Genomic DNA, 26,270 nt, shown 5'->3' with positions numbered 1-26,270 from the left:
GAGCGGAGCGGGCGCCGTACGACACTGACGGCACCGTAGGGGATCGTTCAACGATCCCTCAATACCCATGTTGTTTCGTTCTGGTATCTGCGATTGAATTCCGGGCATGGCTGAGCAGTTGACGGGTCTGGCGGACGACCGTGCCCTCCTCGGGCGGACCAGTACCGCGGAGCGGGTCTCGGACATCCTCAGGAGCCGGATCGCCGAGGGCTACTTCCCGCCCGGCACCCGGTTGTCGGAGGACAGCATCGGCGGTGCGCTCGGGGTCTCCCGCAACACCCTGCGCGAGTCGTTCCGGCTGCTCACGCACGAACGCCTGCTCGTCCACGAGCTTAACCGGGGCGTCTTCGTCCGGGTCCTGACCGTCGAGGACGTCGAGGACATCTACCGCACCCGCACCCTCGTCGAGTGCGCCGTCGTCCGCGGGCTGGAGCAACCGCCGTACACCCTGGACGGCCTCGCCGAGGCGGTGGAGGAGGGGCGGCGGTCGGCCCGCGAAGGTGACTGGAAAGGCGTGGGTACGGCCAACATCCACTTCCACCGGGAACTGGTCGCCCTCGCAGGCAGCGAGCGCACCGACGAGTTGATGCGCAGCGTCTTCGCCGAACTGCGCCTCGCCTTCCATGTGGTGGACGACCCGCGGCGCCTGCACGAGCCCTACATCGCGCGCAACGCGGAGATCCTCGACACCCTGCGGGCCGGCGAGCGCGAGACGGCGGCGCGTCTGCTCGCCGTCTACCTCGAGAACTCACTGAACCGGGTCGTGGAGGTCTATCTGCGGCGGGTCGGGGACGAGGCCTAGGTTCTCCTGGGGCTCGTTGTCCGTCGGGCGGGGGCCGACGTCCGTCGGGCCCGGGGCCGTCCGCGTCGCTGTCGCGTCGGGGGCCGTCCGCGTCGTTTGGGTCGTTGTCAGACCGAGGACCTAGTCTGTCCACCGTGACTTCGCCTGCATCGACGGACAGCGTTCCGCCCCAGCTCAGCGCGGGGCCGCGCCCTGCCCCGGGTCCGGCCGCCGACGAGGGACTGGCGCGGCGGCTGCGCGCGCTCGCCTGCACGGCGCCGCTGCACGACCTCGACGCGCGCAAGGCCAACCTCGCGGGTGAGTACTCGGTGTACGGCATGGCGGAGGTCGCCCTCGCCGCCATCGACCTCGTCACGCTCAACATGGATTTCGACACCGGCGCCGACCACGACCAGATCGTCGCCCGGCTCGTTCCGCGCGTCGCCGCGCAGGCCCCGGCGCGGCCCGTCGCCGAGCACGAGCGAGTGGCCCGATGGGTCCTGGAGAACCTGATCAACGTCGGCAGCGTCGACCGCGGCTTCCGCGCGGTGTACGGCACTTTCGGCCCGGACGGCACCTATGTGCGCCGCGACTACGACTTCAAGTTGCTGGAGGAGGTCCCCGGCCCCGGCGGCACCGTCTACCTGCGCACCACCGACGAGGCGGTCAACGTCCTCGTCGGCGCCCTGGACACCGACGTCACCAGCGCCCAGATCGCCGCCGAGGTCAAGCTGGAGGTGCTGATCAGCCGCGGCCGGCTCGCCGACGCCCAGCTCGCGGCCGAACAGGCCCGGTACCGGACCGTGCAGTACTCGGAGACCCTGCGCAAGGCCCTGGACGCCACCCGGCGCAACGTCCGCGCGGTCGACTGGCTGAGTGCCGTCCCCGACATGATCGCCGAGGCCCTGGAGCACGTCGCAGACCGGTACCGCCACGAGAACGCGATCCTCACCAACATCCGCAAGGCACGGGACGAGTCCGAGGACCCCGAGCACAAGCGCCGCGCAGCCGAGCTCGTCGACATCGTCAAGGACTGCATCCGCCGCCACACCCAACTCCAGTCCCGCCTCCTGGAGGCCGGCCCGCTCTTCCGCGCCGAGCAGGACCGGCAGGCCTTCGCCACCCCGCTGACGACCTCGGGCCTGGACCTGTACGGCCACCTCGTCGCCCCGGTCCTGCCGCTGCCCCTGGAACAGGCGCTCCGCGTCACCGACGCCTTCTTCGCCCACGGCACCGGTCTGCGCACGCCCGTCTCCGTCCGGGTCGGCGACCTCGTCGACATCCTGCTGACCCCGCCCGTGGAGCGGGAGCACCTCGGCGCGGAGATGCCGGAACCCGATCTGATCGCCACCCCGGACGACAGCCGCTTCAGCGAGGAGCAGCTCGCGACGGCGATGGAACTGCTCGACCTGCCGCACGACGCCCCGCGCCGGCTTTCCGGGCTGCTGGCCGACGCCCGCGCCCAGGACCCCGACCTGCCGTACCTCGTCGCCCTGCTGGCCGTCCACGCGGCCAGCCCGCCGGTCGGCACGGCATACCGGCAGGGCGAGCCGAAACTGCTGTTCGCCGTGGACGACGGCACCGAGCTGGACGACCCCGAGTTCGGCGGCGCCGACCTCATCGTCGGCACGGCACTGCTGGACGCGGCCGGAATGGCCGCCGACCGCACGGAGGCGGCATGAGAACCCGTCGACGGCACCAGTGCCCCGAGCAACACCAGGCCCCTGAGCACCACCAGCACCAGCACAGCGAGGAGAACCGACCGTGACCGAGCACGTCGACCGGAGCGGACCGGAAGCGGGCGCCGCACCGGCCACCGCGGCCGTCACGCCCGCCGACGCCGCCGACGCGGCGCGACTCGTCGCCTTCGGGCTCCAGCCCAAGCTGCTCCCGGCCCGCGACCAGGAGTACGCCGACCTGCTGCGCCGCTACCGTGAGGACCCGCCCTTCGCCCGCCTCGCCGACGCCGTGGCCGCCGGCCTCGGGCTGGTCGTCCTTGAGGTGTCGCCGCGCGCGGGCATGGCCGTCACCGCCGCCGAGGACTCGGTCTTCGCCGTCCGCATGGGCGACTACGCGCGTCGCGCCGCCACCGACTCCGGCGACCGCTTCCTGCACGGCCTCGCCCACCTCGCCGTCGCCGCCATGGCCTACCCGCGCCCCGAGGACCTCGCCGACGACGGCTACATCGGCCGGGTCACGGTCAACGGAGTGGACGCCTTCGTCCGCCAGGCCTGCCGGCGCCTGGAGGAGCGGGCCGAGGAGCGGGGCGAGAACACCGACCCGGCCACCGACGCGCCCGGTCTGGAGGCCGCCTGGCGGATCTGGGCCCGGCGCAGCTCCACCGGCGCCACCAAGGACGCGCGCAGACTCCCCGGCTCCACCACCGGCATCGTCGGCAAGGCCGCCGCCTTCCTCACCGAGTCCGGCTTCCTCCAGCGCACCGGCGACGACAACGGCGGCACGTACCGCACCACGGCCCGCTACCAGCTCCAGGTCCGCGACATGGCGGGCAGCGCCGCCATGACCGAGCTGCTGGACCTGGGCATCGTCCCCGTCACCGACGGCACGGCGACACTGCTGCCCGCCGACGAGACGGACGACCTGGAGCTGGTGGCCGACGCCGGGCTGCCCTTCCACGGCTCCTGACCACCTGCCCGCCGCCGAACGTCGCCCGCCCCCGACTACCCGAAGACTTACGAGAGTCCGCCATGTACGAGCTGTCCCGGGTCCGCCTCTACTCCATCGGACCCGCCGGTGCGCGCTACGCCGACACCGTGCTTGACCTGCGCGGTGTCGGCGAGCCCGTGCCCGACCCCGCCCCCACCCAGGCGGAGTTCTTCGAGGAGGAGCCCGTCGGCCCGCCGCGCCGGCCCGCGCCCGCCGGCGTGCTGTTCCTGGAGAACGGCGGCGGCAAGTCCGTGCTGCTCAAGCTGATCTTCTCGGTGATGCTGCCGGGCCACCGCAACACCCTGGGCGGCGCCAGCTCCGGCGTGCTGCGCAAGTTCCTGCTCGCCGATGACTGCGGACACGTGGCGCTGGAATGGCAGCACGTGCAGACCGGTGAGTGCGTCGTCGCCGGCAAGGTGAGCGAGTGGCGCGGGCGCCAGGTCTCCAACGACCCGCGGAAGTTCGCCGAGGCCTGGTACTCCTTCCGTCCCGGCCCCGGACTGACCCTGGACAACCTGCCCGTGGCCGAGGCCACCGCCGTCCGCCCGCCCGTCGAGGGCGTCTCCGGCGCCCAGGGCCGGCGGCGCACCATGAAGGGCTTCCGGGACGCCATCACCGAGGCAGGGAAGGCATACCCGCACCTGGAGGTGCACTGGGAGGAGATCCACGACCGCTGGATCGAGCACCTCGGCGACCTCGGACTCGACCCCGAACTCTTCCGTTACCAGCGCGAGATGAACGCCGACGAGGGCGAGGCCGCCGGCCTCTTCGCGGTCAAGAAGGACTCCGACTTCACCGATCTCCTCCTGCGCGCCGTCACCGACACCCGCGACACCGACGGACTCGCCGACCTGGTGGGCGGCTTCGGCAACAAGCTCGGCCGCCGCGCCGAACTCATCGCCGAACGCGACTTCACCGCCGGCTCCGTCGACCTCCTCGGCCGCATCGTCGAGGCCACCGAAGCCCGCGCCCGCGCCCGCGACATCCACACCGCCGCCGAACGCCGGACCAGGAGCCTGGCGCGCCGGCTCTCCGCGCGCGGTGCCCAGGAGCGGGTCCGGGCGGGCGACCTCGCCCAGCGGGTCACCGCCGCCGCCTACGCCGTCACGCACGCCGAGTCCGCCCGGGACCGCAGCGCCCTCATCGCCGCCGAACTCGCCTACCGGCACGCCTCACTGGCCCTGGCCGCAGCCGAGAAGTCCGCCGCCGCGCAGAAGCGCGAACTCGCCGACGCACGCACCCTGCACTCCGCCTGGCAGGCCGCCGAAGCCGTCCTGCGCCACCGCGCCGCCGCCGACCGCGTCGCCCGCGTCTCCGCCGCCATCCAGGAGGCCGAACGGGACGCGGCCCCCGCGCTCGCCGCCCGCGCCGAGGCGGCCGTCGACCTCGTCCGCGCCCTGCACGCCGCGGCCGGCAAGGCCGAGCACCACGCCAACGAGGAGGAGGAGCGCTCCGCCGCCCTCCAAGAGGTCAGCGACGCCGCCCATCGGGACTCCACCGCCGCCGCCACCGAGGCCCAGCGCGCCCGCAGCGAGGCCGGACACCTGCGCCAGCGCCTCACCGAGGTCGAGCAGGAGACCGCCGAAGCGGTCCGCGCCGGCTGGCTCGACGACAGCGCACCCGACGCCGACCCCGCCCGGGCCGCCCTCGCCGCCAGCGACGCCGAGAAGACGACCGTCGAGGCGTGGGACACCGCCCGGGAGGCGGCACGCAGGGCCACGGAGCACGCGCGCGAGGCCGCCGCCGCCGAGAGCCGCGCCGAACTGACGGCCGCCCGCGCCGCGGACGCGGCCACCGCGGCCCGGCGCGCCCACGAGGCCGAACTCCGCACCGCCGAGGCGCTGGCGGGCGAGGAACGGCTCGCCGGACTGCTCGGCCTGGCCACCGGTTCCCGCCCCGGCATCCCGCAGCCCCGACAGGACACGGACGCCGGCGACCCGTCCGCCGCGCACCGGGCGGCCGAGGGCGCGCTGACCGCCGAAGAGCTCGACCGCTTCGCCGAGGAACTGCGCGAACTGCTCGACGACACCGTCTCCTCCGCCGAACGCCAGCTGTTCGACCTCCGCACCGCGGCGGCCGACGATTCCCGCATCCTCGGCGCGCTCGGCGACGGCGGACTGCTGCCGCCCGGCCCGGACGTGCTGGCCACCGTCGAGTTCCTCGGCGAGCACGGCATCCCCGCCCTGCCCGGCTGGCGCTACCTCGCCCAGGCCGTCGACCCCGCCGATCACGCACGGGTCCTGGCCGCCCGGCCCGAGCTGGTCGACGGCGTGATCATCACCGACCCCGACTCGCACACCCGCGCCCGGGAGGTCCTAGGCGACGCCGCGCTGCTGCCGCGCTCCGCCGTCGCCGTAGGCACGGCCGCCGCCCTGCTCGCGCCCACCCCGGCCCCCGACTCCGGCACCGGGGACGTCTTCCTCGTACCGCCGAACCCCGCCATGCACGACGAGCACGCCGCCGACGAGGAACGGCACGCGCTGCGCGCCCGGGCGGCGGAGCGGGACGAGGAGATCCGCACCCTCGCCGCCCGGCTCGGCAAGGACCGGGAACTGGCGGCCCGGCTCGCCTCCTGGCGCACCGGCTGCCCCGCCGGCCGCCTCGCCGAACTGGCCCGGACCGCCGAGGAAGCGCAGGCCTTCGCCGAGGAGACCGAGGCCGAGCTGACCGAGGCGCGCACCGTGCGGGCCGAGGCCGAGGAGAGCGCCGCCGAGGCCGTACGGGTGCGGGACGAGCGGCAGGAGGCCGCGCAGAAGGCCCGCCGCGCCGCCGACGCGCTCGCGGGCCTCGCCTTCCGGCTGCGGGAACGCGCGGGCTGGCAGGCCAGGCTCCGTGAGCTGGCCGACGAGGGCGCCGAGGCCGAGGCCCGCGCCCAGGCCTGTCTGGAGCGCGCCCGCGCCGCCGACGAGGACCGTCGCGCCGCCCAGCGGGCCGCCGACGACGCCCGCCGCACCGCCCGCGCGCTGCGCGCCGAGCGCTCCGAGATCGCCGGCGCCCCCGACGACGTACCGGAAGAGGCAGCCGAGGACGGCACGGAGGCGCCGAAGGCGAAGGCGTCCCTGCCGGACCTCCGCGAGGCCTACCGGGCCGCGTCCCAGGTGTACGAGAAGGTCGGCGTCGGCGCCGACCTGCGCGCCGAGCAGGCCCGCGCGGAGAGCGACGAGAGCGCCGCCCGAGCCGAACTGGACCGGCTCAGCAACAAGGTCCGCGCCAGGGCCGCCCAGCTGCTGGAGTCACCCGACGGCTCCGACGGGCCCTCCCGGCAGGCCGCCGCCGCCCGCGCGGAGGAACTGGTCCAGCTCCTGGAGACCCGCATGTCCACCGCGAGCGAGCAGCTCGGCCGGCTGCGCGGCGAGGCCGAACGCCACGCGCCCGAGGACGGCGACGCCCACACCGGACTCCCCGAAGAGCTCGTCCCGAGCGACGCCGAACACGCCCAGACGCTCCTGCGCACGGCGACCGGCGAACTCTCCTCCCGCACCGAGGCGCTGGCCCACGCGCGCGAGGCCCACGCCGCACTGCTCGACGCCCATCGCGCCGCCGAGGACGCGGCCGGCGGCTTCGACGAGATCGCAGCCATGCTCCGCGACCTGCTGCGCGAGCACGCGTCCGATGAGGAGCAGGACGAGCCCGAGCCCTACCCGGACGCCTTGGAGGACGCCCGCCGGTCCGCCGCCGAGGCCCGCCGCTCGCTGCGCGGCTGCGCCGCCGACCTCTCCGCCGCCGAGGCCGCCGTGCGCGAGGCGAGCGACGTTCTCGTCCGGCACGCCAACTCCACCCGCTACGAGCAGGTCCGCACCCCCGCCCGCCAGCAGATCCGCGAGCTGCCCGCCTCCGCGCTGCCCGAGCACGCCGCCAAGTGGGCCGAGGCCTTCGCGCCCCGGCTCCGCGTCCTCACCGACGAACTGGCCCAGCTGGAACGCAACCGCGACTCGATCGTGGACCGGCTGCGCGGTCTGGTGGAGTCGGCCCTCGCCACCCTCCGGTCCGCCCAGCGGCTGTCCCGGCTGCCGGAAGGGCTCGGCGAGTGGTCCGGGCAGGAGTTCCTGCGCATCCGTTTCGAGGAACCCGATCAGGCCACCCTCACCGAGCGGCTGGGCGAGGTCGTCGACGAGGCCACCCGCGCGGCCGTCAAGAAGAACTCCGACCTGCGCCGCGACGGTATGTCCCTGCTGCTGCGCGGCGTCGCCGCCGCCCTGCAGCCCAAGGGCGTCGCCGTCGAGATCCTCAAGCCGGACGCCGTACTGCGCGCCGAGCGCGTCCCCGTCGGCCAGATGGGTGACGTCTTCTCCGGCGGTCAGCTGCTCACCGCGGCCATCGCTCTGTACTGCACGATGGCCGCGCTCCGCAGCAACGACCGGGGCCGCGACCGGCACCGTCACGCCGGCACCCTCTTCCTCGACAACCCCATCGGTCGGGCCAACGCCACCTACCTGTTGGAGCTGCAGCGGGCCGTCTCCGACGCGCTCGGCGTACAGCTGCTCTACACCACGGGTCTGTTCGACACGACCGCGCTGGCCGAGTTCCCGCTGGTCATCCGGTTGCGCAACGACGCCGACCTCAGGGCCGGACTGAAGTACATCAGCGTGGAGGAACACCTCAGGCCGGGACTGCCCCAGCCGACCTGGGCCGGTGACGGCGAGGGCGAGACGGTGCACAGTGAGATCACGGCCACGCGGATGTTCAAGCGCCCCGCGCAGGCACCGGCCTGAGCCGCCTTAGGACAGGTGCCGGGGGCGGTCCCGGCCCTCGGCGACGTCGAGCCGCCCCAGCAGCCACTCGTGGAACGTCCCGATGTGGTGCTCGGTCGGCACCAGCACGCCGCCCGCGCGGTAGGCCCGGGACGACATGGCCGGCCGGGTCCGCTCGCAGGCCGCGAAGTCCTGCGTGTTGACCCGGTGGAACAGTTCCACCGACCGAGACAGGTCCGCCCCCGACGCCACGACGTCCGGTGCGTACAGCCAGTCGCTCAGGGGTGCGACAACTGCCCCGTGCCGCCCCGTCGGCGTATCCGCTCCTGAGCGCGCTCCGCAGACCGGGCCTGCCGCCTCGCCCGTCGCCGCTCGCGACGCACGGCCCGTGCGGTGCTGCTCGGCACCGACACCACACCGTGCCGCTGGTTCCAGACCTGGCGGGTCACCCACACGTCCAGCACGCCCCACGTGGCCACCACCGTGCCCGCCACGCTGCCGATCACCATCGGGAACGCCAGCCATGACCCCGCCATCGTGCACAGGAAGGCCACCATCGCCGATATCAGCGTCACGGCCACGACCAGCACCGCCCGCACGGCCGCCGTACGCACCGGATCCGGCAGCCGACGCCGCCGGGCGGGCTCCTCCGTCCACAACGGCCGGTACGTCGACTGCTCTTCCCGCTCTTCGGGCCGGTCCGCCCGTGCCGGCAGCTCCCGCGCCGACACGTCAGGCCCGGCCGCCGGAATGTCGCTGTCCGGCGCCTCGCGGGCCGTCGACCCGGCCGCACCACCGTCCTCGGGCGCCTTGCGCCGCTCCGCCGTGCCCATCGACATGTCACTCCCCACCGCCTGCAGACAGCTCGCCCGTGTCCGCGAACACGGCTCCCCTCTGGCTGCCCGGCTTGCGCTGCTTTACGCCGCCCGGGGGCGGGATGCGGCTCCTGTGGCCGATTCCGCCTCCATTTCCCGTAGTGAAGGACGAACGAGGGCTGCTCAAGATTCCCGGCGATCACGTGCGGTCGAAAAAATTCGGCCAACCCGCCCGCTCCGCCCGAAGGAGGGCCCTCGCCACCCGCCAACGGGACCCGGGAGCCAATCTCCCGCAATGGCCGGACAACTGACCATCGCCGCGAGCAGGTGCGGAGGCTCGAATTCCGGCCGCGTCTTCGAGTTACCTGTGCGGCAGTAGTAGGCTCGCGCCGTTTGTTGACGCACATGTGTACCCCCTGCCGGTGGGGGACGATCTGGGGGAGGCCATGCGCTTTCGCGGGAAGTCGATCCGCCGGAAGATCGTGGCGCTGCTTCTCGTGCCGCTGGTGTCCCTTACCGCTATCTGGGGCTTCGCCACGGTGCTCACGGGACGTGAGGCGAGCCGCCTGTTCGACGTCACCACCGTCGTCGAGGAGATCGGCTACCCGGTCGAGGACACCATCCGCGTCCTCCAGCAGGAACGTCGCCAGACCCTCGTCCACCTGGCCGACCCGCGTGCCTCCGACGGCCTGGCCGCCCTGGAGCGCAGCCGCACCGCCACCGACGACGCTGTCGCCGAGATCCGCCGGGGCGCCGCGAACGCCGACGTCCGCGACGCGATGGGCCAGGCCGAAAAGGAGCGGCTCACCGCCGTGCTGGACGCCTTCGACGGCATCGGCTCGCTGCGCCGCAGCGTCGAGGACGGCACCGTCGACCGCGCGCAGGCCCTCGGCCTCTACAACCGGCTCGTCGACCCCTGCCACGAACTGCTCGCCAACCTCCACGTCGTCGACGACGTCAACCTGGACAAGCAGTACCGCGCACTCGTCAACGTCTCCCGCGCGCGCGAACTGCTCTCCCGCGAGGACGCCCTCCTCGGCTCCGCCCTGGTCACCGGCCGGCTCACCCGCGCCGAGACGCGGGACGTCTCCGACCTCGTGGCCCAGCGGACGGTGATGTACGACATCAACCTCCCGCTGCTGCCCGCCGCCGAACGCGGCCGCTACCAGCGCTTCTGGCAGAACGCCTCCTCCGCCCCCCTGCGGGCCGCCGAGGAGGCGGCCGTCGCCACCGAGACCGGCGCGCCCCGCGGCGTCACCGCCAAGAGCTGGGACACCGCCGCGGGCAGCGTCCTCGACGAACTGGGCGACCTCGACGACCAAGCCGCCGAGCGTTACCAGGACCGCGTCGACCCGGTCGCGACGAACACCATCGCCAAGGTGGTCATCGCCGGCGCACTCGGCCTGATCGCCCTGCTGTTCTCCCTCGTCCTCTCCGTGCGGGTCGGTCGTTCCCTCATCCGCGACCTCAGGCAGCTGCGCCTGGAGGCCCACGAGGCGTCCGGCGTCCGCCTGCCCAGCGTGATGCGCCGCCTCTCGGCGGGCGAGGAGGTGGACGTCGAGACCGAGGTGCCCCGCCTGGAGTACGACAAGAACGAGATCGGCGAGGTCGGCCAGGCCCTCAACACCCTCCAACGCGCCGCCGTGGAGGCCGCCGTCAAGCAGGCCGGCCTGCGGGCCGGCGTCTCCGAGGTCTTCGTCAACCTCGCCCGCCGCAGCCAGGTGCTGCTGCACAAGCAGCTCACCCTGCTGGACACCATGGAGCGCCGCACCGAGGACACCGAGGAACTCGCCGACCTCTTCCGCCTCGACCACCTGACCACCCGCATGCGCCGGCACGCCGAAGGGCTGGTCATCCTCTCCGGCGCCGCCCCGTCCAGGCAGTGGCGCAAGCCCGTCCAGCTCATGGACGTGGTGCGGGCCGCCGTCGCCGAGGTCGAGGACTACGAGCGCATCGAGGTACGCCGGCTGCCCCGTATCGCCGTCACCGGCCCGGCCGTCGCCGACCTCACCCACCTCGTGGCCGAACTCCTGGAGAACGCCACGGTGTTCTCCCCGCCGCACACCGCGGTGCAGGTCCTGGGTGAGCGCGTCGCCAACGGCTTCACCCTGGAGATACACGACCGGGGCCTCGGCATGGCGGCCGACGCCCTCCTCGACGCCAACCTCCGGCTCGCCGAGACCCCGGAGTTCGAGCTGTCCGACACCGACCGGCTCGGCCTGTTCGTGGTCAGCCGGCTCGCCCAGCGGCAGAACGTCCGGGTGTCCCTGCAGCCCTCCCCCTACGGCGGCATCACGGCGGTCGTCTTCGTTCCCGACGCGCTCCTGACGGACGACGCCCCCGACACCAACGGCGTCGGCTTCCGGCTCGATCGCCCCCAGCACGCCGCCGGGAAAGAGCGGGAGGAAAGCCGCCGTTCCGCCCTCGCCCACGTCCCGGCACGGCTGCCCGGACGGGCGTCGCCGTTGCTGGACGGGCCGGTGGAACTCGAGGCGCCCGTGGACCTGGACGCCCTCGACGACCTGCCGGGCGGGCTCGGCGACCAGGACAGCGAACGGGGCGGCCTGTTCCGCCCGCGCCGTCCCCTCGTCACGGCGGACGACGACGCGTCGGCCCGCCGCACGGAACGGGGACACCAGGACGGGGACCACGACGGCACGTCGCCCGCGCGCGCGGACGAGGCGGCGAACGGGCCGGTCGCGCTGCCCCGCCGCAGGACTCCGAAGCTGGTCAGTTCGCACGGGCGGCCGGTCCCCGAACGGGCGGCCCGTGACGACGCGTACGAGGCGCCCGCGGAGGACTCGGGCCGGAGGGCGGTCCGGGCCCCGACGAGGGAGGGCCGGACAACGACGCAGGGACGGCGGGGCGAGCTCCCCGCGCTGCCGTCCCGCCGCCGGCGCGACGACAGCGCCGCGGACCGCACCGGCTTCCGGGACGGCCGGGACAGCCGGGACGCGGGCCGGACGGATCCCGAAGCGTTGCCGTCCCTCCCGGCCCGACGCCGCGGCGCATCACCCGAGCGCACTGAATCCTCGACCGACGACGGCGAGCACCGCACCCGGAACGCCGATCACGCACCCGGCCTCCCGGGCACGTCGCCCGACGCCGAAACCGGCACGGGCGCCCTGCCCCGGCGTGTACGGCAGGCCAGTCTGGCCCCGCAGCTCAGGCAGCGCGCCCGAACACCGGCCGACGACCGCCCCGCCCCCGCCGACCGGGACGCCGAAGAGGTACGCAGCCGCATGGCTTCGCTCCAGCGCGGCTGGCAGCGCGGACGCAGGGAGAACGCCGCGGGTGACGACGTCCCCGGCGGCACAGCACCACAAGTACCACGAGGAACGACAAAGGGGGACGGTCGATGACCGCACCGAAGGCGACCGGCCAGACCACGACCAGGACCGGCGAGCTCAACTGGCTCCTCGACGACCTGGTGGACCGTGTCGCGAGCATCCGCAAAACCGTCGTCCTGTCCGGAGACGGACTGGCGATCGGCGCATCCAAGGACCTGACCCGGGAGGACAGCGAGCACCTGGCCGCCGTGGCGTCCGGCTTCCACAGCCTCGCCAAGGGCGTGGGCCGCCACTTCGAGGCGGGCAGCGTCCGGCAGACGGTCGTCGAACTCGACGACGCGTTCCTGTTCGTCACCGCCGCCGGCGACGGCAGCTGCCTCGCCGTCCTCTCGGACGCCGACTCCGACGTCGGCCAGGTCGCCTACGAGATGACCCTCCTCGTCAAGCGGGTCGGCGCGCACCTGGGCACCGCCCCGCGCACCGAGCTGCCCTCGGGTGGGTAAGTGGGATGACATGAGCGCAGACGGTCAGGGAAGAAACCACTGGTTCGACGACGAGGCCGGCCCCGTCGTCCGTCCGTACGCCATGACGCGCGGCCGCACCACCAGCGCGGGTCAGCACCGCCTCGACCTGATCGCGGTCGTCGTCACGGAACCCCACGTGGACGACCCGGAGGCGGACGTCACGCTCTCCCCGGAGCACGTGGACATCGTCGGACTGTGCCGGCAGGCCCCCCAGTCGGTCGCCGAACTCGCCGCCGAACTGGACCTGCCCGTCGGGGTCGTACGGGTTCTGGTCGGCGACCTCGTGGACAGCGAACTGGTTCACGTGAACCGGCCCGTGCCGCCGGCCGAACTGCCGGACGAGGGCATCCTGCGCGACGTGATCAATGGACTGAGGGCACTGTGAACGGGCCCGGAGGCACGGCAAGTGGCACGTTAAGGAGAAGAAAGCGATGATCTTCGGGCGTTCTCAGCGCGGCAAGCCGCCGGTCGAGCCCGTCACGCTCAAGATCCTGGTGGCCGGCGGTTTCGGCGTCGGCAAGACCACCCTGGTCGGAGCGGTCAGTGAGATCCGCCCGCTGCGCACCGAGGAGCTGCTCACCGAGGCCGGCCGGCCCGTCGACGACGTCAGCGGGGTGGAGGGCAAGCACACCACCACCGTCGCCATGGACTTCGGGCGGATCACCCTGCGCGAGGACCTGGTCCTCTACCTCTTCGGCACGCCCGGCCAGGAGCGGTTCTGGTTCATGTGGGACGAACTCTCCGAGGGCGCCCTCGGCGCCGTCGTCCTGGCCGACACCCGCCGCCTGGAGGACTGCTTCGCCGCCGTCGACTACTTCGAACGCCGCTCCATCCCGTTCCTGGTCGGCGTCAACTGCTTCGAGGGAGCGGCCCGGTACCCGGCCGAGACCGTCCGCCAGGCCCTGGACCTCGACCCGGACGTGCCACTGGTGATGTGCGACGCACGCGACCGGGAGTCGGTCAAGGAGACCCTCATCGGCGTGGTCCAGCACGCCATGGCCCAGGCCGCGGACCGCCGCCGGGCCGTCACGACCTGATTGCCTCCCTGGGGGCGGACGAGGTCGTCGTCCGCCCGCGGGCTAGCCGTCGCCGCCCTCCAGCCCACCCGAAGCTCTTCTCCACCGCCTTGCGTCAGTTCCGGTCGCGTGCCGGGTTGAGGGCGTAGCCGGTCGGACCGCCGAGGGAGTAGCCGATTCCGACGACGAGCAGGGCGACGATCAGCACCAGCGTCCCGGACTCGTCGAGCCCCTCCGTCAGCCCGAGGGCGAGGATCGGCAGGACGAGCCCCACGGTCGCGATGACCTCCGTCATCAGGTTGGCGACAGGGTTCCGGATCTCCGGAACGGTCGAGAAGACGCCGAGCGTCGGAACGGGTTCCTCCGCCGTGCCCTCGGTGGTGCCGGTCTCGCGTACGTTGGCCTGGAACCGGGCGAAGTACGTGAGGTAGCACAGCACGGCCCCGAGTATCGCGCCGACGAACTGCCCCAGCACGTACACCCGGACCTTGCCCCACTCACCAATGTCGACGGCGATCCCGAGTGACGGCCGGATTGAGGTGCCCGCCGGAGAGAGGGGCCGCGGTGTACGCGCCCGCCGGCACGCCGAACCCCCAGCCGAACGCGATCACCACCCATCCTGATGCCCGGGCCTTGCTGTACCTGAGGGGCACGGCGGCGCGGACACCCGCGCCGAAGAGTATGAGAATCGCCGTACCGATGATCTCGCCGACGAAGACGTCTCCGTTGCTCATGGCGGCTCCTGGGCCCCGGCCCGGGACGATCGACCCCGGTCCGTACGTGCGGATGCGTCTCCCATGGCGTCCTGCGCCGAGGGGGCGTGAGTGACGAGCGTGCCGTAGCAGCCGAACCGTCCGTGGGGGAGTGGGCCTCGAAGCACGGAAAAGCCCGCGCGACGCCGTACCGGAATACGCCGAGATGTACGGCGATGTCGACTGACACCGGAAGTGTTCACCGGCGCCTGCGGAGCGTCAAGGTGGGCGACCGCAACGTTTCGTGAGCCGTGCCGCGGCCGTCCCGGACGCACGCGACCGGCGGGGGCGCCGGACTCAGCCCGTCTGCGCCGCCGCCCGGCTCGAGCCGCGCCGGACCTCGTGCCCCGGCGCCCCCGCCCGGCCCAGCACCCAACTCGCCCCGCCCAACGCTTTCGCGGCCTCCTTCAGCGGGGCCAGGCAGGCCGCCGCCTGCCGATGGTCCGGCACACTCCCGGGCAGGCACACGACCGTCGCCAGGGACAGCGTCACGGGCCGCCCGTCGGCCGACCACGGCACGTCCAGCACGGCGGCGGCCAGCGGATCCAGCTCCTCCGGCTCGGTGAGCACCAGGAAGTCGTCACCCCCGATGTGCCCCACGCGCGTGGCCCCCGACGCTGTCTGCAGCAGCGCCCGGCCGACCGCGCGGATCAGCTCGTCGCCCGCCGCGAACCCGGCCCGGTCGTTCACCTGCTTGAAGTGGTCCACGTCGAGCCAGCTCAGCGCGAACGCCCGCCCCTCAGCGATCCACCGGTCCGCCTCACCCGTGATCGCGTCCGAGCCGGGCAGCCGGGTCAGCGGATTGAGTCCGGCCGCCTCCTCCACCCGGCTCTCCGCCAGCGCCCGCACGAGATCCGCGAGCCGTACGGCGCCCACGCACCGTCCGTGCGCGTCGACCACGGCGACGTCGTCCGACGTACGGCCGGGGCCGCCGACCGCCACGACGTCCAGGACCTCCCAGGCCGTCGCGTCGACGCCCACCGTCCGCGGCACGTCGCCGAGCTTCGCCGCGGGCCGGTCGGCGTACAGGGCGTGCCCGTAGCGCCCCGACATCGACAGCAGGAAACGGGACCGGTGCACCGACCTCACCGGAACCCCGTTCCGGTCCACGAGCAGCACACCGGACACGTCCGGCGATCCGGTCAGCAATGCCCGTACCTGCCCCGCCGACGCGGTCGCGGGCAACAGCGCGGCCGGCCGCACGAACTGCCGGACCGACGGACCCGAACGCGGCGCCGGCAGGACGCCGGAAGAACCGGGCGGAACATACACGTCCGCCGCCGGCAGCCGCGCGGGCGGCGCGAACAGTTCCCCTTGCGCCCACTGCGCGCCGGCCGACCGCGCGGCAGCGTACTGCGACTCGGTCTCCACGCCCTCGACGGCCAGCAGCGCCCCCAGTTCGTCGCAGAGCACCCGCATCGCCCGCACCGCCGCGGGCCGCGCCAGCAAGGAGGCGTCGAGCTTCACCAGTTCCGGCGCCAGGTCCGTCAGCATCCGCAGCGGTGCGTCACCGTCACCGACCCCGTCCGCACAGATGCGGAATCCCTGGCCCCGCGCCGCGGCAACCGCCTCCAGCAGCGCCCGCCGAGGCACATGCGCATACGGCGGACAGACGTCCAGCGTCACCTCCCAGGGCATCCGCCCCGCCTCGCGCACGGCGTCGTGCAAGGGCTGGAGGCCACCCAGGTCGGCCAGCGTTCCCGCGAACACGTTGACGTGCAGCGGCAGCAATGTCTCCTGGCGCACCGCCGCGCGGAACGCCGACACCGCCAGCCGCCCGTCGAGTCCGGGATCGCGGCGCGCCTCGGCCAGGATGTCGCCGCCCTCCGGCCGGGCCAGTATCTCCAGCGCCGCGACCCCGCCGGTCATCAGGTTGACCACCGGTTGGAAGGCGAAGCGGAGAGTATCCGTCCAGGAGCGCACGGGAGCAGGATGGCGCCGCTGGTGACCGGCCGGGCCCAATTCATGAGACGTTCACGCATGATTCCCCATCGCTCACGGAGCGTACGCGGGGCGTGTCGGGTGACCGCCCACTTCCCCCGCGCCACCTCCGCCTGATAGATGCAGGGAGCATGACACGAATCTCCACCGCGTTCCGCGGCCTGGTCACCGCCCTCGCCGCCCTGGTCACCGTGACCGCCGCCCCCGCCACCGCGCAGGCGAAGCAAGAGCCCAAGGCTCCCGAGGACTTCGTGGCCCTGAGAAGCGTGGACCCCACGATCATCCAGGAGATGCGCTACGTCACCCGGCACAACTTCGTCGGCGAACCCATCGACGGCTACCGGCAGCCCCTGTGCATCCTCACCCGCCCCGCCGCCGAAGCCCTCCACCGGGCCCAGACCCGCCTGCTGGACCAGGGCTACTCCCTCAAGGTGTACGACTGCTACCGGCCGCAGCGCGCCGTCGACCACTTCGTCCGCTGGGCCGAGGACCTCGACGACCAGAGGATGAAGGCCGAGTTCTACCCGGAGATCGACAAGACCCGCCTGTTCGCGGACGGCTACATCGCCGAGAAGTCCGGCCACAGCCGCGGCTCCACCGTCGACCTCACCCTCGTACGGCTCCCGGCGAAGCCCACCCGGCCCTACCGCCCCGGAGAGCCCCTGGTGCCCTGCTACGCGCCCCAGGAGGAGCGATTCCCCGACAACTCCACCGACATGGGCACCGGTTACGACTGCTTCGACACCCGCTCCCACACCCTCGACCCCCGCATCCAGGGCATCCAGCGCGCCAACCGGCTGCTGCTGAAGGACACCCTGGAGGACGTCGGCCTGGTGAACCTCCCCGAGGAGTGGTGGCACTTCACGTACAAGCCCGAGCCGTACACGGACACCTACTTCGACTTCCCGGTCTCCGCGAAGTCCCTCGCCGGCCGCCGTTGAGCCGCCTGCCGGAGCCGCCCACCGAACCATCGGATACAGTCCGCCGCGTGTCCGAATCTCATACCTCCGTTCCCAACTCCGCACCCGGGTGCCACTGTTCGAGCTGCGGATCGCTCTACGGAGAGGGCGTCTCCGGCTGGCCCCGCACCTGCCCGGCGTGCGGCACCGTGGCCTACCGCAACCCACTGCCGGTCGCGGTCGCCCTCCAGCCCGTGTACGACACGCAGGGCACCGCCCTGGTCGTCATCACCCGAACCGTGTCCCCCGCGCGCGGAGGCGTCGCACTGCCCGGCGGCTACGTCGACGACCGGGAGGACTGGCGGCAGGCCGTCGTGCGCGAACTCAAGGAGGAGACGGGCATCGACGCGGCGAGCCGCGACGTACGGCTGATCGACGCCATGAGCTCGCCCGACGGCCACCTGCTGCTCTTCGGCCTCCTCCCGGAACGGTCGGCCGAGGGCCTTCCGCCGTCCGCCGCCACGGACGAGACCGAGGGATGGCACCTGCTGCGCAGGGCGGAGGAGCTGGCCTTCCCCCTCCACACGCGGGCCGTGCGGGCCTGGTTCGAGGGCCGCTACATCTGATCCGCACTTCCGGATCCGATCTGGGCTGACGCTACGTCCGCGCCGAGCGCTCCACCTCCAACCCGCGGACACGGACCGGGCGGGACGGCTCGCACACGCCGTTCTCGCCCTGCCGCTCCACGACCACCCGCCGCCCCTCCCGACGCGAGCCGTACCGCTCGATCTCCGGCTCCTCCCAGCCGTCGCCAGCGTCCGGCACGACCAGCCCGCCGCCGGTCCGCCCCCGCGCGGGCGCCCACGCCTCGAGTACCGTCGCCCCGTCCTCCCCGCGCACCGGGATCACGGCACCCGCGCGCGCGAACACCGGAATACGTGCCACGGGGGCGTCGACGAGAACCTGCGCGGGTCCCTCGTACGCCCGTTCCGTCGCCGTGTCGTACCAGCGTCCCCGGGGCAGTTGCACCGCCCGCCGGTCCGCCCCCGGGTCCAGTACCGGCGCGACCAGCAGACAATCGCCCAGCAGGAAGGCGTCCTCGCAGTCCCGCAGAGCCCGTTCCTCCGGATTCGACCACCATATGGGACGCGCATAGGGCGCGCCCGTACGCCGGGCCAGGTGCGCCAGCGTCACGAAGTACGGCAGCAGCCGCCGCCGTCCGTCGAGCACCACGCGCGCGTGCTCCAGCACCTCGGCACCGAACCCCCACGGCTCACCGCCGCCCGCCTCCCACCGACCCCGCGTGCGGAACAACGGCAGGTGAGCGGCCAGTTGCAGCCACCGCAGATACAACTCGGGCGACGGACACCCGTCGGCCCCGCCCACGTCCGGCCCCGCGTACGGCACCCCGCACAGCCCGAGCCCCGTCACCAGCGACAGCGAGGCCCGCAGCCCGGGCCAGCCGCCGCCCACGTCCCCGGCCCACACACCGCCGTAACGCTGCATGCCCGCCCACCCGGAACGGGACAGGACGAACGGCCGCTCCCCGGGCGCCAGGGCCCGCAGCCCCTCGAACCCGGCGCGGGCCATGCACAGCGCGTACACGTTGTGGGCCTCCCGGTGGTCCCCACCCCGGCCCTCCAGCGAGTGCCGGGCCGAACGCGGCAACGTCGGCTCCCCGAACGCGGCGAACGAGGTGGGCTCGTCCAAGTCGTGCCAGAAGCCGGCAAACCCCCGGCCGAGCCGTTCCTCGTACCACCCGCCCCACCACTCGCGCACCCGCGCGCGCGTGAAGTCCGGGAACACGACCTCCCCGGGCCGCGCCAACCCGCGCACGACCGGCCCCGAGGCATCCCGCACGAAGGCGTCCTCACCCGTACCGCCGTCGTACACGGCGTTGCCGGGTACGGCCGGGACCGCCGGATCGACGACCGACACCAGCCGGACACCGTCCCGCCGCAGCTCCTCCGCGAGGACGGCCGGTTTGGGGAACCGCTCCTCGTCCACGGTGAACACCTGACCTCCATCGAGATGCCCGGCGTCCAGATGCACGGCGTCCAACGGCAGATCACGCTCCAGGAAGCCGGCCACGACCCGCCGCACCCCCTGCTCGTCACCGGAACCCGACCGGGCGTGCTGGTGACCGAGCGCCCACGCCGGCGGCAGGGCCGGCGCCCCGGTGAGCGAGGCCCACGCGAGCAGCACACGCGCGGGAGTGCCCACCGCGACCCAGCACCGCAGCGGACCACCCTCCATCCGCAGCACACTGCGCCCCGGGCGGTCGTGCCCCGACCCAGCCCCCTCCTCACCCTCCCGCAACGCCACCGTCCCGTCCCACGAACTGTCGTGGAACACCAGATGCGTCCCCGCGTCCGCCACCACCAACTGCACCGGCATCGTCACCGACGACCGGTCCTCACCCGAACCGAACCCCGGAGCGGCGGCGCCGTTCCACAGCCGGTACGTGCCCTCCCGCAACCGCGGGCCCGAGGACCGTCCACCGAGCCCGAAGAAGCGGGCGTCCGCCGCCACCTCCGACCGCTGCGTCCAGCGGGCCCGACCGCCATCGACCGGCTCCCACCAGCGCGGCGGCAGCTCCCGCCGCAGCACCACGCCCCCCGGCGTACGGACCTCGATCGCTCCGTGCCGGGAGACGGCCACCGTCGCCCGCTCAGCCACCACCCGCCAGCCACCGTCCTTGTCCGGCTCCAGCACCGCCCGCGGATCGGGCTCCGGACAGCGGCCCGCGAGCGCGTACGACGGCTCCGGCCCGGCCCCGTCCCACCCCCAGAACACCGCCCCGTTCACGGCGACGAGGACGCGCAGCTCCGAACGGTCGAACCGGATGATCCCGCCACCGGGCCCGGGCTCCACCTCCCGCATCGGCCCTGGCACCCGGGCGCGCTCCGCGCCCCGCGGCGGTAGCCCCGCCGCATCCGCCCGCCGCCTGCGCCACGCCGCCCGTACGGTACGCAACCCGTGCGCCGCCCCCGCAGAACCGACCGCCTTCATCGAACGCACCAGGTCACGACCGTCCATGCTGCTCACCCTGCCACCGACCAGCCCCCGCGCGGGTCTCGTTCAACTGCCGTTCACCCGTAACGGCACCACATCTTCATGAGGCCGACTATGTGGGTCGCGCCCTGGTGCGGGAGACGATCACATGGCATCGTCCGTGTCAGCCGCGTCACGCGCACACCCCAGCCCGTGCGCGGAGGACGCACACGACGCGCACAGTCCGGGAGCCGCCCATGTCGACCGAGAACCCCCAGCCGCTCTGGCAGCCGGATCCGCAACGCATCGCGCGAGCCCGGATCACCGCCTTCCAGTCCTGGGCGGCCGCACACCACGGCGCGCCCGCCGAGGGCGGCTACGCGGCCCTGCACCGATGGTCCGTCGACGAGCCGGACACCTTCTGGCAAGCCGTCACCGAATGGTTCGACGTCCGCTTCGCGACCCCCTACGCGCGCGTGCTGGGCGACCGCTCGATGCCCGGCACCCAGTGGTTCCCCGGCGGCACGCTCAACTACGCCGAGCACGCCCTGCGCGCGGCGGCCACCCGCGCGGACGAACCGGCCCTCCTGTACGTCGACGAGACCCACGACCCCACTCCCGTCAGCTGGGCCGAACTGCGCCGACAGGTCGGCTCGCTCGCAGCCGAACTGCGCACCCTCGGGGTACGCCCCGGCGACCGCGTCAGCGGCTACCTCCCGAACATCCCCCAGGCCGTGGTCGCCCTCCTCGCCACCGCCGCCGTGGGCGGCGTCTGGACCTCCTGCGCCCCCGACTTCGGCGCCCGCAGCGTCCTCGACCGCTTCCAGCAGGTCGAACCCGTGGTCCTGTTCACGGTCGACGGCTACCGGTACGGCGGCAAGGAACACGACCGCCGCGACACCGTCGCCGAACTCCGCCGCGAACTGCCCACCCTGCGCGCCGTGGTCCACATCCCACTCCTCGGCAGGGAGGCACCCGAGGGCGCGCTGGAATGGGAAACACTGACGGCCGCGGACGTGGACCCCGTCTTCGAGGAGCTGCCGTTCGACCACCCCTTGTGGGTGCTCTACTCGTCCGGCACCACCGGCCTGCCCAAGGCCATCGTCCAGTCCCAGGGCGGCATCCTCGTCGAGCACCTCAAACAGGTCGGCCTGCACTGCGACCTCGGTCCGGACGACCGCTTCTTCTGGTACACCTCGACCGGCTGGATGATGTGGAACTTCCTCGTCTCCGGTCTCCTCACCGGCACCACGATCGTCCTCTACGACGGCAGCCCCGGCTTCCCGCACACGGACGCCCAGTGGCGCATCGCCGAACGCACCGGCGCCACCCTCTTCGGCACCTCCGCCGCCTACGTCATGGCCTGCCGCAAAGCCGGCGTCCACCCCGCCCGCGACCACGACCTCTCCAAGATCCAGTGCGTCGCCACCACCGGCTCCCCGCTCCCGCCCGACGGCTTCCGCTGGCTGCACGACGAATTCGCCGCGGGCGGCGCCGACCTGTGGATCGCCTCCGTCAGCGGCGGCACCGACGTCTGCTCCTGCTTCGCGGGTGCCGTCCCCACCCTCCCGGTGTACATCGGCGAACTCCAGGCCCCCGGCCTCGGCACCGACCTGCAGTCCTGGGACCCCGCCGGCAAGCCCCTGACCGACGAGGTCGGCGAGCTCGTCGTCACCAACCCCATGCCGTCCATGCCGATCCGCTTCTGGAACGACCCCGACGGCAGCCGCTACCGCGACAGCTACTTCGACACCTACCCCGGCGTCTGGCGGCACGGCGACTGGATCACCGTCACCTCACGAGGATCGGTCGTCATCCACGGCCGCTCCGACTCCACTCTGAACCGGCAGGGCGTCCGCATGGGATCGGCGGACATCTACGAAGCCGTCGAGCGGCTGCCCGAGATCAAGGAGTCCCTCGTCATCGGCGTCGAACAGCCCGACGGCGGCTACTGGATGCCCCTCTTCGTGCACCTCGCCCCCGGCGCCGCCCTCGACGAGACCCTGCTGACCCGCATCAAGCGGACCATCCGCGAAGAACTCTCCCCCCGCCACGTCCCCGACGAGATCATCGAGGTCCCCGGCATCCCGCACACCCTGACCGGCAAGCGCATCGAGGTACCGGTCAAGCGCCTCCTCCAGGGCGCCCCACTGGAGAAGGCGGTCAACCCCGGCTCCATCGACAACCTCGACCTGCTCCATTTCTACGAGGGCCTCGCCCGAAAGCGCACCTGACCATGCCCTCGCCCGATCGGCCGCCGCGACAGGCGGCCGGTCCACGACGCCCGACCCGACGCCGTTGTCAGTGCCGCCGGTTACTGTGAGTGAGCATTGATCGACTGCGCACAGGGGGAAACATGGCGCACACCGACCAGACCACGCGACGCGACCTGCGCCGGGAAATCGCCGGCACCATCGGACTGCTCACCGACGAACACGACTTCCGCGCCATGCGGCGCTACCGAAGTTTCAGCTTCGACGACCACGCCGCCTACCTCCACCAGGTGGAAGCCCTGCTCAAAACACGAGCAGCACAGGGCACCCACACCACGATCGCCCTCTTCGACCCCGAGGAGTACGCCGAATTCTGCACGGGGGCGGGCCTCGACCCCGACGCCCCCGCCAGCCGCAGCCGATTCACCGCCGAACTCGCGGCCAACGGCCCCACCGTCCCGTACGAGGGCCAGCCACTCGCCGACCTTCTCCCCGTCCTGGTCGATGAAGCCGTCCGTCAGGCCACCTGGGAGTACGCGTCCCACCTCCTCGCCCACCTCGGGAGCTGCACCACCTGCGGCGAGGACCTCGGCCGAGCCGCGTTCACCCGCGCCTCGCGCCTCCTCCTGCGCGTCCTCGAAACCGCCCCACCGGGCAACCGGCACCTGGTCTGCAGTGTCTCGGGCTCCCCGGAAACCCTCGTCTCCGTCCTCCACGCCGACGACGAACTCGACGGCACCCCGCTCATCGACGAGGCCGAGGCCCTCGAATTCACCAGCGTCCTCGCCCTCGGCCTGGCCACCCACAGCCCCGGCGGGCTCGTCATGCGCACCAGCACACCGAACGGCCCCGACCGCATCCACGGCTGGCGCCTGCGCGGCTACGGCCTCGAACCCCTCACCGCCGGCGAGGTCTTCGACGCCTACTGCACCGACGTGGAATCCGGCGACCTCATCGCCCCGGAGTCCAACGTCGACTACTGCGCGCCGCCCGACCTGGGAGACGACCACAGGTCACCGGGACACCACCACTGAACGCGGTGCGGGGCGCCCCACCCGAAGGTGGAACGCCCCGCACTCACGGCCACGACTTCGGCCCCGCCCGGCCCTACTCGCCGGACAGCACCGCCTGAGCGGCGTTGCGCGCATCCTCGGCACTGTCCGCGGCCCGGGCCGCCGCTGCGGCCCGCTCACACTGAGCCAGCGTGAACTTCGCCAGTGTCGCCCGGACGTAGGGAAGGGACGCGGCACCCATGGACAGGGAGGTGACGCCCAGACCGGTCAGCACACACGCCAGCAGCGGGTCCGACGCCGCCTCACCGCAGACGCCGCAGCTCTTGCCCTCCGCCTTCGCCGCCTCAGCGGACAGCGCGACGAGGTCGAGCAGCGCCGGCTGCCACGGGTCCTGCAGCCGGGACACCGCGCCCACCTGACGGTCGGCCGCGAAGGTGTACTGCGCGAGGTCGTTCGTCCCCAGCGACAGGAACTCGACCTCCTGCAGCACCGATCGGGCCCGCAGCGCGGCCGACGGGATCTCCACCATGGCGCCGAACTTCGCCCGCAGCCCGGCATCGCGGCACGCGTCCGCGAACGCCTTGGCGTCGGCGCGGTCAGCGACCATCGGGGCCATGACCTCGAGGTAGACCGGGAGACCCTCCGCCGCCTTGGCCAGCGCGGTCAGCTGCGTGCGCAGCACCTCCGGGTGATCGAGCAGCGTCCGCAGCCCGCGCACGCCCAGCGCCGGGTTCGGCTCGTCGCCCGGCGTCAGGAAGTCCAGCGGCTTGTCCGCGCCGGCGTCCAGCACCCGCACGACGACCCGCCCCTCGGGGAAGGCCTCCAGCACCTGTCGGTAGGCGGCGACCTGCTTCTCCTCGGACGGTGCGTTCTCGCTGTCGTCGAGGAAGAGGAACTCGGTACGGAAAAGACCGACACCCTCCGCCCCGGCCTCGACAGCAGCGGGTACGTCCGCGGGACCGCCGATGTTCGCCAGCAGCGGCACCTTGTGACCGTCCGAGGTCGCCCCCGGCCCCGTCGATGCGGCGAGGGCGGCCTTGCGCTCGGCCGCGTCCGCCTCCATCCGCGCCTTCTTCTCCGCGCTGGGGTTGACGAGGATCTCGCCGGTGCTGCCGTCCACGGCGATGACCGTGCCCTCCGGAAGCTCCCCGGCACCCGGCAGCGCCACCACGGCAGGCACACCGAGCGCCCGCGCGAGAATGGCACTGTGGCTGGTCGGACCGCCCTCCTCGGTGACGAATCCGAGCACCAGCGTCGGGTCCAGCAGCGCCGTGTCCGCCGGCGCGAGGTCACGCGCGATAAGGACGTAGGGCTCCTCGCTGTCCGGGACGCCCGGCATCGGCACCCCGAGCAGACGGGCGACGATACGATTCCGCACATCGTCGAGATCCGCCACGCGGCCCGCCAGGTACTCACCGGCACCGGCCAGCAGAGCGCGATAGGCGGCGAAGGCGTCGTACGCCGCGCGCTCGGCCGTGCTGCCGACGGCGATCCGTCGCTCCACATCCGCCATCAGCTCGGGGTCCTGGGCCATCATGGCCTGCGCCTCGAGCACCGCCTGGGCTTCGCCGCCCGCCAGATTGCCGCGCGCCATCAGGTCGGCAGCCACCGCCTCCACGGCCTTGCGGGCGCGCCCCTGCTCGCGCTCGGCTTCCTCGGCCGGAATTCGCTTCGCCGGCGGCTCGAGCACCGCCGTCCCCATGTGCCGAACCTCGCCGATCGCCACGCCGTGGCTCACACCGACGCCTCGCAGCGTTGTCTCCATCTCACCTGTCCCGATAGTGCGGCGGGTCCCGCCGCCGCGGTGGTTGTCCTACGAGCCGTCCTACGACGGCGCTGATGTCACTTCCAGAGGAAGAGACTCTCGCCGGCCGTCACTTCGCCGTCCTCACGGAGCTCGGTGAGCGCCTCGGCGGTCGCCTCGAGGGCCACGATCGGACAGACCGGCGACTTGCCCGCGGCCTCCACGGCCGCCGGATCCCAGCGCACCACGCCCTGCCCGCGTACGACGGTGTCCCCCTTGTTCACCAGAAGCTCGAACCCCTCACCGTTGAGCTGCACGGTGTCGATACCGAGGTGGGTGAGAACGCCGTGCCCGCTGTCGTCGACCACGACGAAGGCGTGTGGGTGCAGAGAGACGATGACCCCGTCCACGGGGGCCACTGCCTCTGAAGGCTCCCTGACGGGGTCGATGGCGGTACCCGGGCCGACCATGGCCCCGGAGAAGACGGGATCGGGCACGGCGGCCAGTCCGATGGCACGTCCTGCGAGCGGGGACGAGACGGTGGTCATGGGGAGCCTCCAGGGGGCGGAGATGTGTACGGGCCGTCACTGCCTGTCCCGGACGGCGCCACTGTGCAGCAGGGTATGTCATAGGAAGTACCGGTTCCGCACGAGAGTTCCGATTAGAGGTCTAGACCACAGTCCACCCGGATTTGCACGCTTTCCACGACACCGTGTACAGTAATTAGTCCTGCCTGAGGCTGAGGGGTGCGAACCAAGCATCCGCCGCGGCAGCAACCAACTCGTCAGATCCTATCGCCGGATCGCCTTCTGCATGCCCGCAGGATGGTGGTCAGAAGCACCAGGAAAGCCTGATAGTGTTGGAAACACCGAAGGGAAGCGCCCGGAGGAAAGCCCGAGAGGGTGAGTACAAAGGAAGCGACCGTTCCTT

General features: G+C 72.9%; 17 protein-coding genes and 2 pseudogenes. 12 read left to right on the top strand and 7 right to left on the bottom strand.

Annotated features, from left to right (window positions below; genetic code table 11):
• Positions 1 to 106 precede the first annotated feature (106 nt).
• From IE142_RS25220 to IE142_RS25205, 4 genes are all read left to right on the top strand, one after another.
• On the top strand, positions 107 to 802 hold the full coding sequence (locus IE142_RS25220; RefSeq protein ID WP_191887884.1) for a GntR family transcriptional regulator: 696 nt from the start codon (positions 107 to 109) through the stop codon (positions 800 to 802).
• A gap of 134 nt (positions 803 to 936) precedes the next feature.
• Positions 937 to 2,463: a hypothetical protein gene (locus IE142_RS25215; RefSeq protein ID WP_191887883.1), complete on the top strand. Its 1,527-nt coding sequence runs from the start codon at positions 937 to 939 to the stop codon at positions 2,461 to 2,463.
• An 82-nt stretch (positions 2,464 to 2,545) separates the two neighbouring features.
• Entirely contained in the window at positions 2,546 to 3,427 is an 882-nt protein-coding gene (locus IE142_RS25210; RefSeq protein ID WP_191887882.1) for a hypothetical protein, read from the top strand.
• A 62-nt stretch (positions 3,428 to 3,489) separates the two neighbouring features.
• A complete protein-coding gene (locus IE142_RS25205; protein ID WP_191887881.1) occupies positions 3,490 to 8,160 on the top strand; it encodes a hypothetical protein in 4,671 nt (1,556 codons plus the stop codon).
• A 6-nt stretch (positions 8,161 to 8,166) separates the two neighbouring features.
• On the opposite strand, the pseudogene IE142_RS25200 reads toward IE142_RS25205, so the two are convergent.
• Both IE142_RS25200 and IE142_RS25195 read right to left on the bottom strand, forming a co-directional pair.
• Positions 8,167 to 8,415, bottom strand: a pseudogene (locus IE142_RS25200) (SRPBCC family protein); the annotation flags it as partial.
• A gap of 2 nt (positions 8,416 to 8,417) precedes the next feature.
• Positions 8,418 to 8,972, bottom strand: coding sequence for a hypothetical protein (locus IE142_RS25195; RefSeq protein WP_306432604.1), 555 nt, complete (start codon positions 8,970 to 8,972; stop codon positions 8,418 to 8,420).
• Positions 8,973 to 9,400: 428 nt separating this feature from the next.
• Between IE142_RS25195 and IE142_RS25190 the strand changes: the two genes are divergently transcribed.
• The 4 genes from IE142_RS25190 to IE142_RS25175 are packed head-to-tail and all read left to right on the top strand — an operon-like array spanning position 9,401 to position 13,805.
• Positions 9,401 to 12,316: a sensor histidine kinase gene (locus IE142_RS25190; RefSeq protein WP_191887974.1), complete on the top strand. Its 2,916-nt coding sequence runs from the start codon at positions 9,401 to 9,403 to the stop codon at positions 12,314 to 12,316.
• Positions 12,313 to 12,747 (top strand): roadblock/LC7 domain-containing protein, encoded by a 435-nt coding sequence (locus IE142_RS25185; protein WP_191887879.1) that lies wholly within the window; start codon positions 12,313 to 12,315, stop codon positions 12,745 to 12,747. Before IE142_RS25190 ends, IE142_RS25185 begins: the two co-directional genes overlap by 4 nt.
• A 10-nt stretch (positions 12,748 to 12,757) precedes the next feature.
• A complete protein-coding gene (locus tag IE142_RS25180) occupies positions 12,758 to 13,153 on the top strand; it encodes a DUF742 domain-containing protein (RefSeq protein WP_191887878.1) in 396 nt (131 codons plus the stop codon).
• A gap of 46 nt (positions 13,154 to 13,199) precedes the next feature.
• Positions 13,200 to 13,805 carry a GTP-binding protein gene (locus IE142_RS25175; protein ID WP_043375304.1) on the top strand — a complete coding sequence of 202 codons (606 nt, stop codon included), beginning with the start codon at positions 13,200 to 13,202 and terminating at the stop codon, positions 13,803 to 13,805.
• A 103-nt stretch (positions 13,806 to 13,908) separates the two neighbouring features.
• Here IE142_RS25175 and IE142_RS25170 read toward each other — a convergent pair.
• Positions 13,909 to 14,518: pseudogene (locus IE142_RS25170) on the bottom strand (MIP/aquaporin family protein); the annotation flags it as partial.
• Between the two features lie 315 nt (positions 14,519 to 14,833).
• A complete protein-coding gene (locus IE142_RS25165; protein ID WP_191887877.1) occupies positions 14,834 to 16,459 on the bottom strand; it encodes a GGDEF domain-containing protein in 1,626 nt (541 codons plus the stop codon).
• A gap of 149 nt (positions 16,460 to 16,608) precedes the next feature.
• Between IE142_RS25165 and IE142_RS25160 the strand changes: the two genes are divergently transcribed.
• Both IE142_RS25160 and IE142_RS25155 read left to right on the top strand, forming a co-directional pair.
• The gene (locus IE142_RS25160; protein WP_191887876.1) at positions 16,609 to 17,418 is read left to right on the top strand and encodes a M15 family metallopeptidase; all 810 of its coding nucleotides are present in this window, start codon (positions 16,609 to 16,611) and stop codon (positions 17,416 to 17,418) included.
• Between the two features lie 47 nt (positions 17,419 to 17,465).
• Positions 17,466 to 18,002: an NUDIX domain-containing protein gene (locus IE142_RS25155; RefSeq protein WP_191887875.1), complete on the top strand. Its 537-nt coding sequence runs from the start codon at positions 17,466 to 17,468 to the stop codon at positions 18,000 to 18,002.
• Positions 18,003 to 18,033: 31 nt separating this feature from the next.
• On the opposite strand, the gene IE142_RS25150 is transcribed toward IE142_RS25155, so the two are convergent.
• Positions 18,034 to 20,415: a TIM-barrel domain-containing protein gene (locus IE142_RS25150; RefSeq protein ID WP_191887874.1), complete on the bottom strand. Its 2,382-nt coding sequence runs from the start codon at positions 20,413 to 20,415 to the stop codon at positions 18,034 to 18,036.
• 212 nt (positions 20,416 to 20,627) lie between these two features.
• Here IE142_RS25150 and IE142_RS25145 point away from each other — a divergent pair, with 212 nt between their 5' ends.
• On the top strand, positions 20,628 to 22,604 hold the full coding sequence (locus IE142_RS25145; RefSeq protein ID WP_191887873.1) for an acetoacetate--CoA ligase: 1,977 nt from the start codon (positions 20,628 to 20,630) through the stop codon (positions 22,602 to 22,604).
• 122 nt (positions 22,605 to 22,726) lie between these two features.
• Positions 22,727 to 23,617 carry a DUF8829 domain-containing protein gene (locus IE142_RS25140; protein WP_191887872.1) on the top strand — a complete coding sequence of 297 codons (891 nt, stop codon included), beginning with the start codon at positions 22,727 to 22,729 and terminating at the stop codon, positions 23,615 to 23,617.
• Positions 23,618 to 23,690: 73 nt separating this feature from the next.
• Here the strand turns inward: IE142_RS25140 and ptsP are convergent, their stop codons facing one another.
• Positions 23,691 to 25,361, bottom strand: a complete 1,671-nt coding sequence (gene ptsP, locus IE142_RS25135) for a phosphoenolpyruvate--protein phosphotransferase (RefSeq protein WP_191887871.1) — start codon at positions 25,359 to 25,361, stop codon at positions 23,691 to 23,693.
• A gap of 77 nt (positions 25,362 to 25,438) precedes the next feature.
• Positions 25,439 to 25,888 carry a PTS sugar transporter subunit IIA gene (locus IE142_RS25130; protein ID WP_191887870.1) on the bottom strand — a complete coding sequence of 150 codons (450 nt, stop codon included), beginning with the start codon at positions 25,886 to 25,888 and terminating at the stop codon, positions 25,439 to 25,441.
• Between the last annotated feature and the right edge of the window lie 382 nt (positions 25,889 to 26,270).

The organism is Streptomyces mutabilis (assembly GCF_014649815.1).
GTDB lineage: Bacteria > Actinomycetota > Actinomycetes > Streptomycetales > Streptomycetaceae > Streptomyces > Streptomyces mutabilis.
This window is presented reverse-complemented; position numbering and strand designations above follow the sequence as displayed.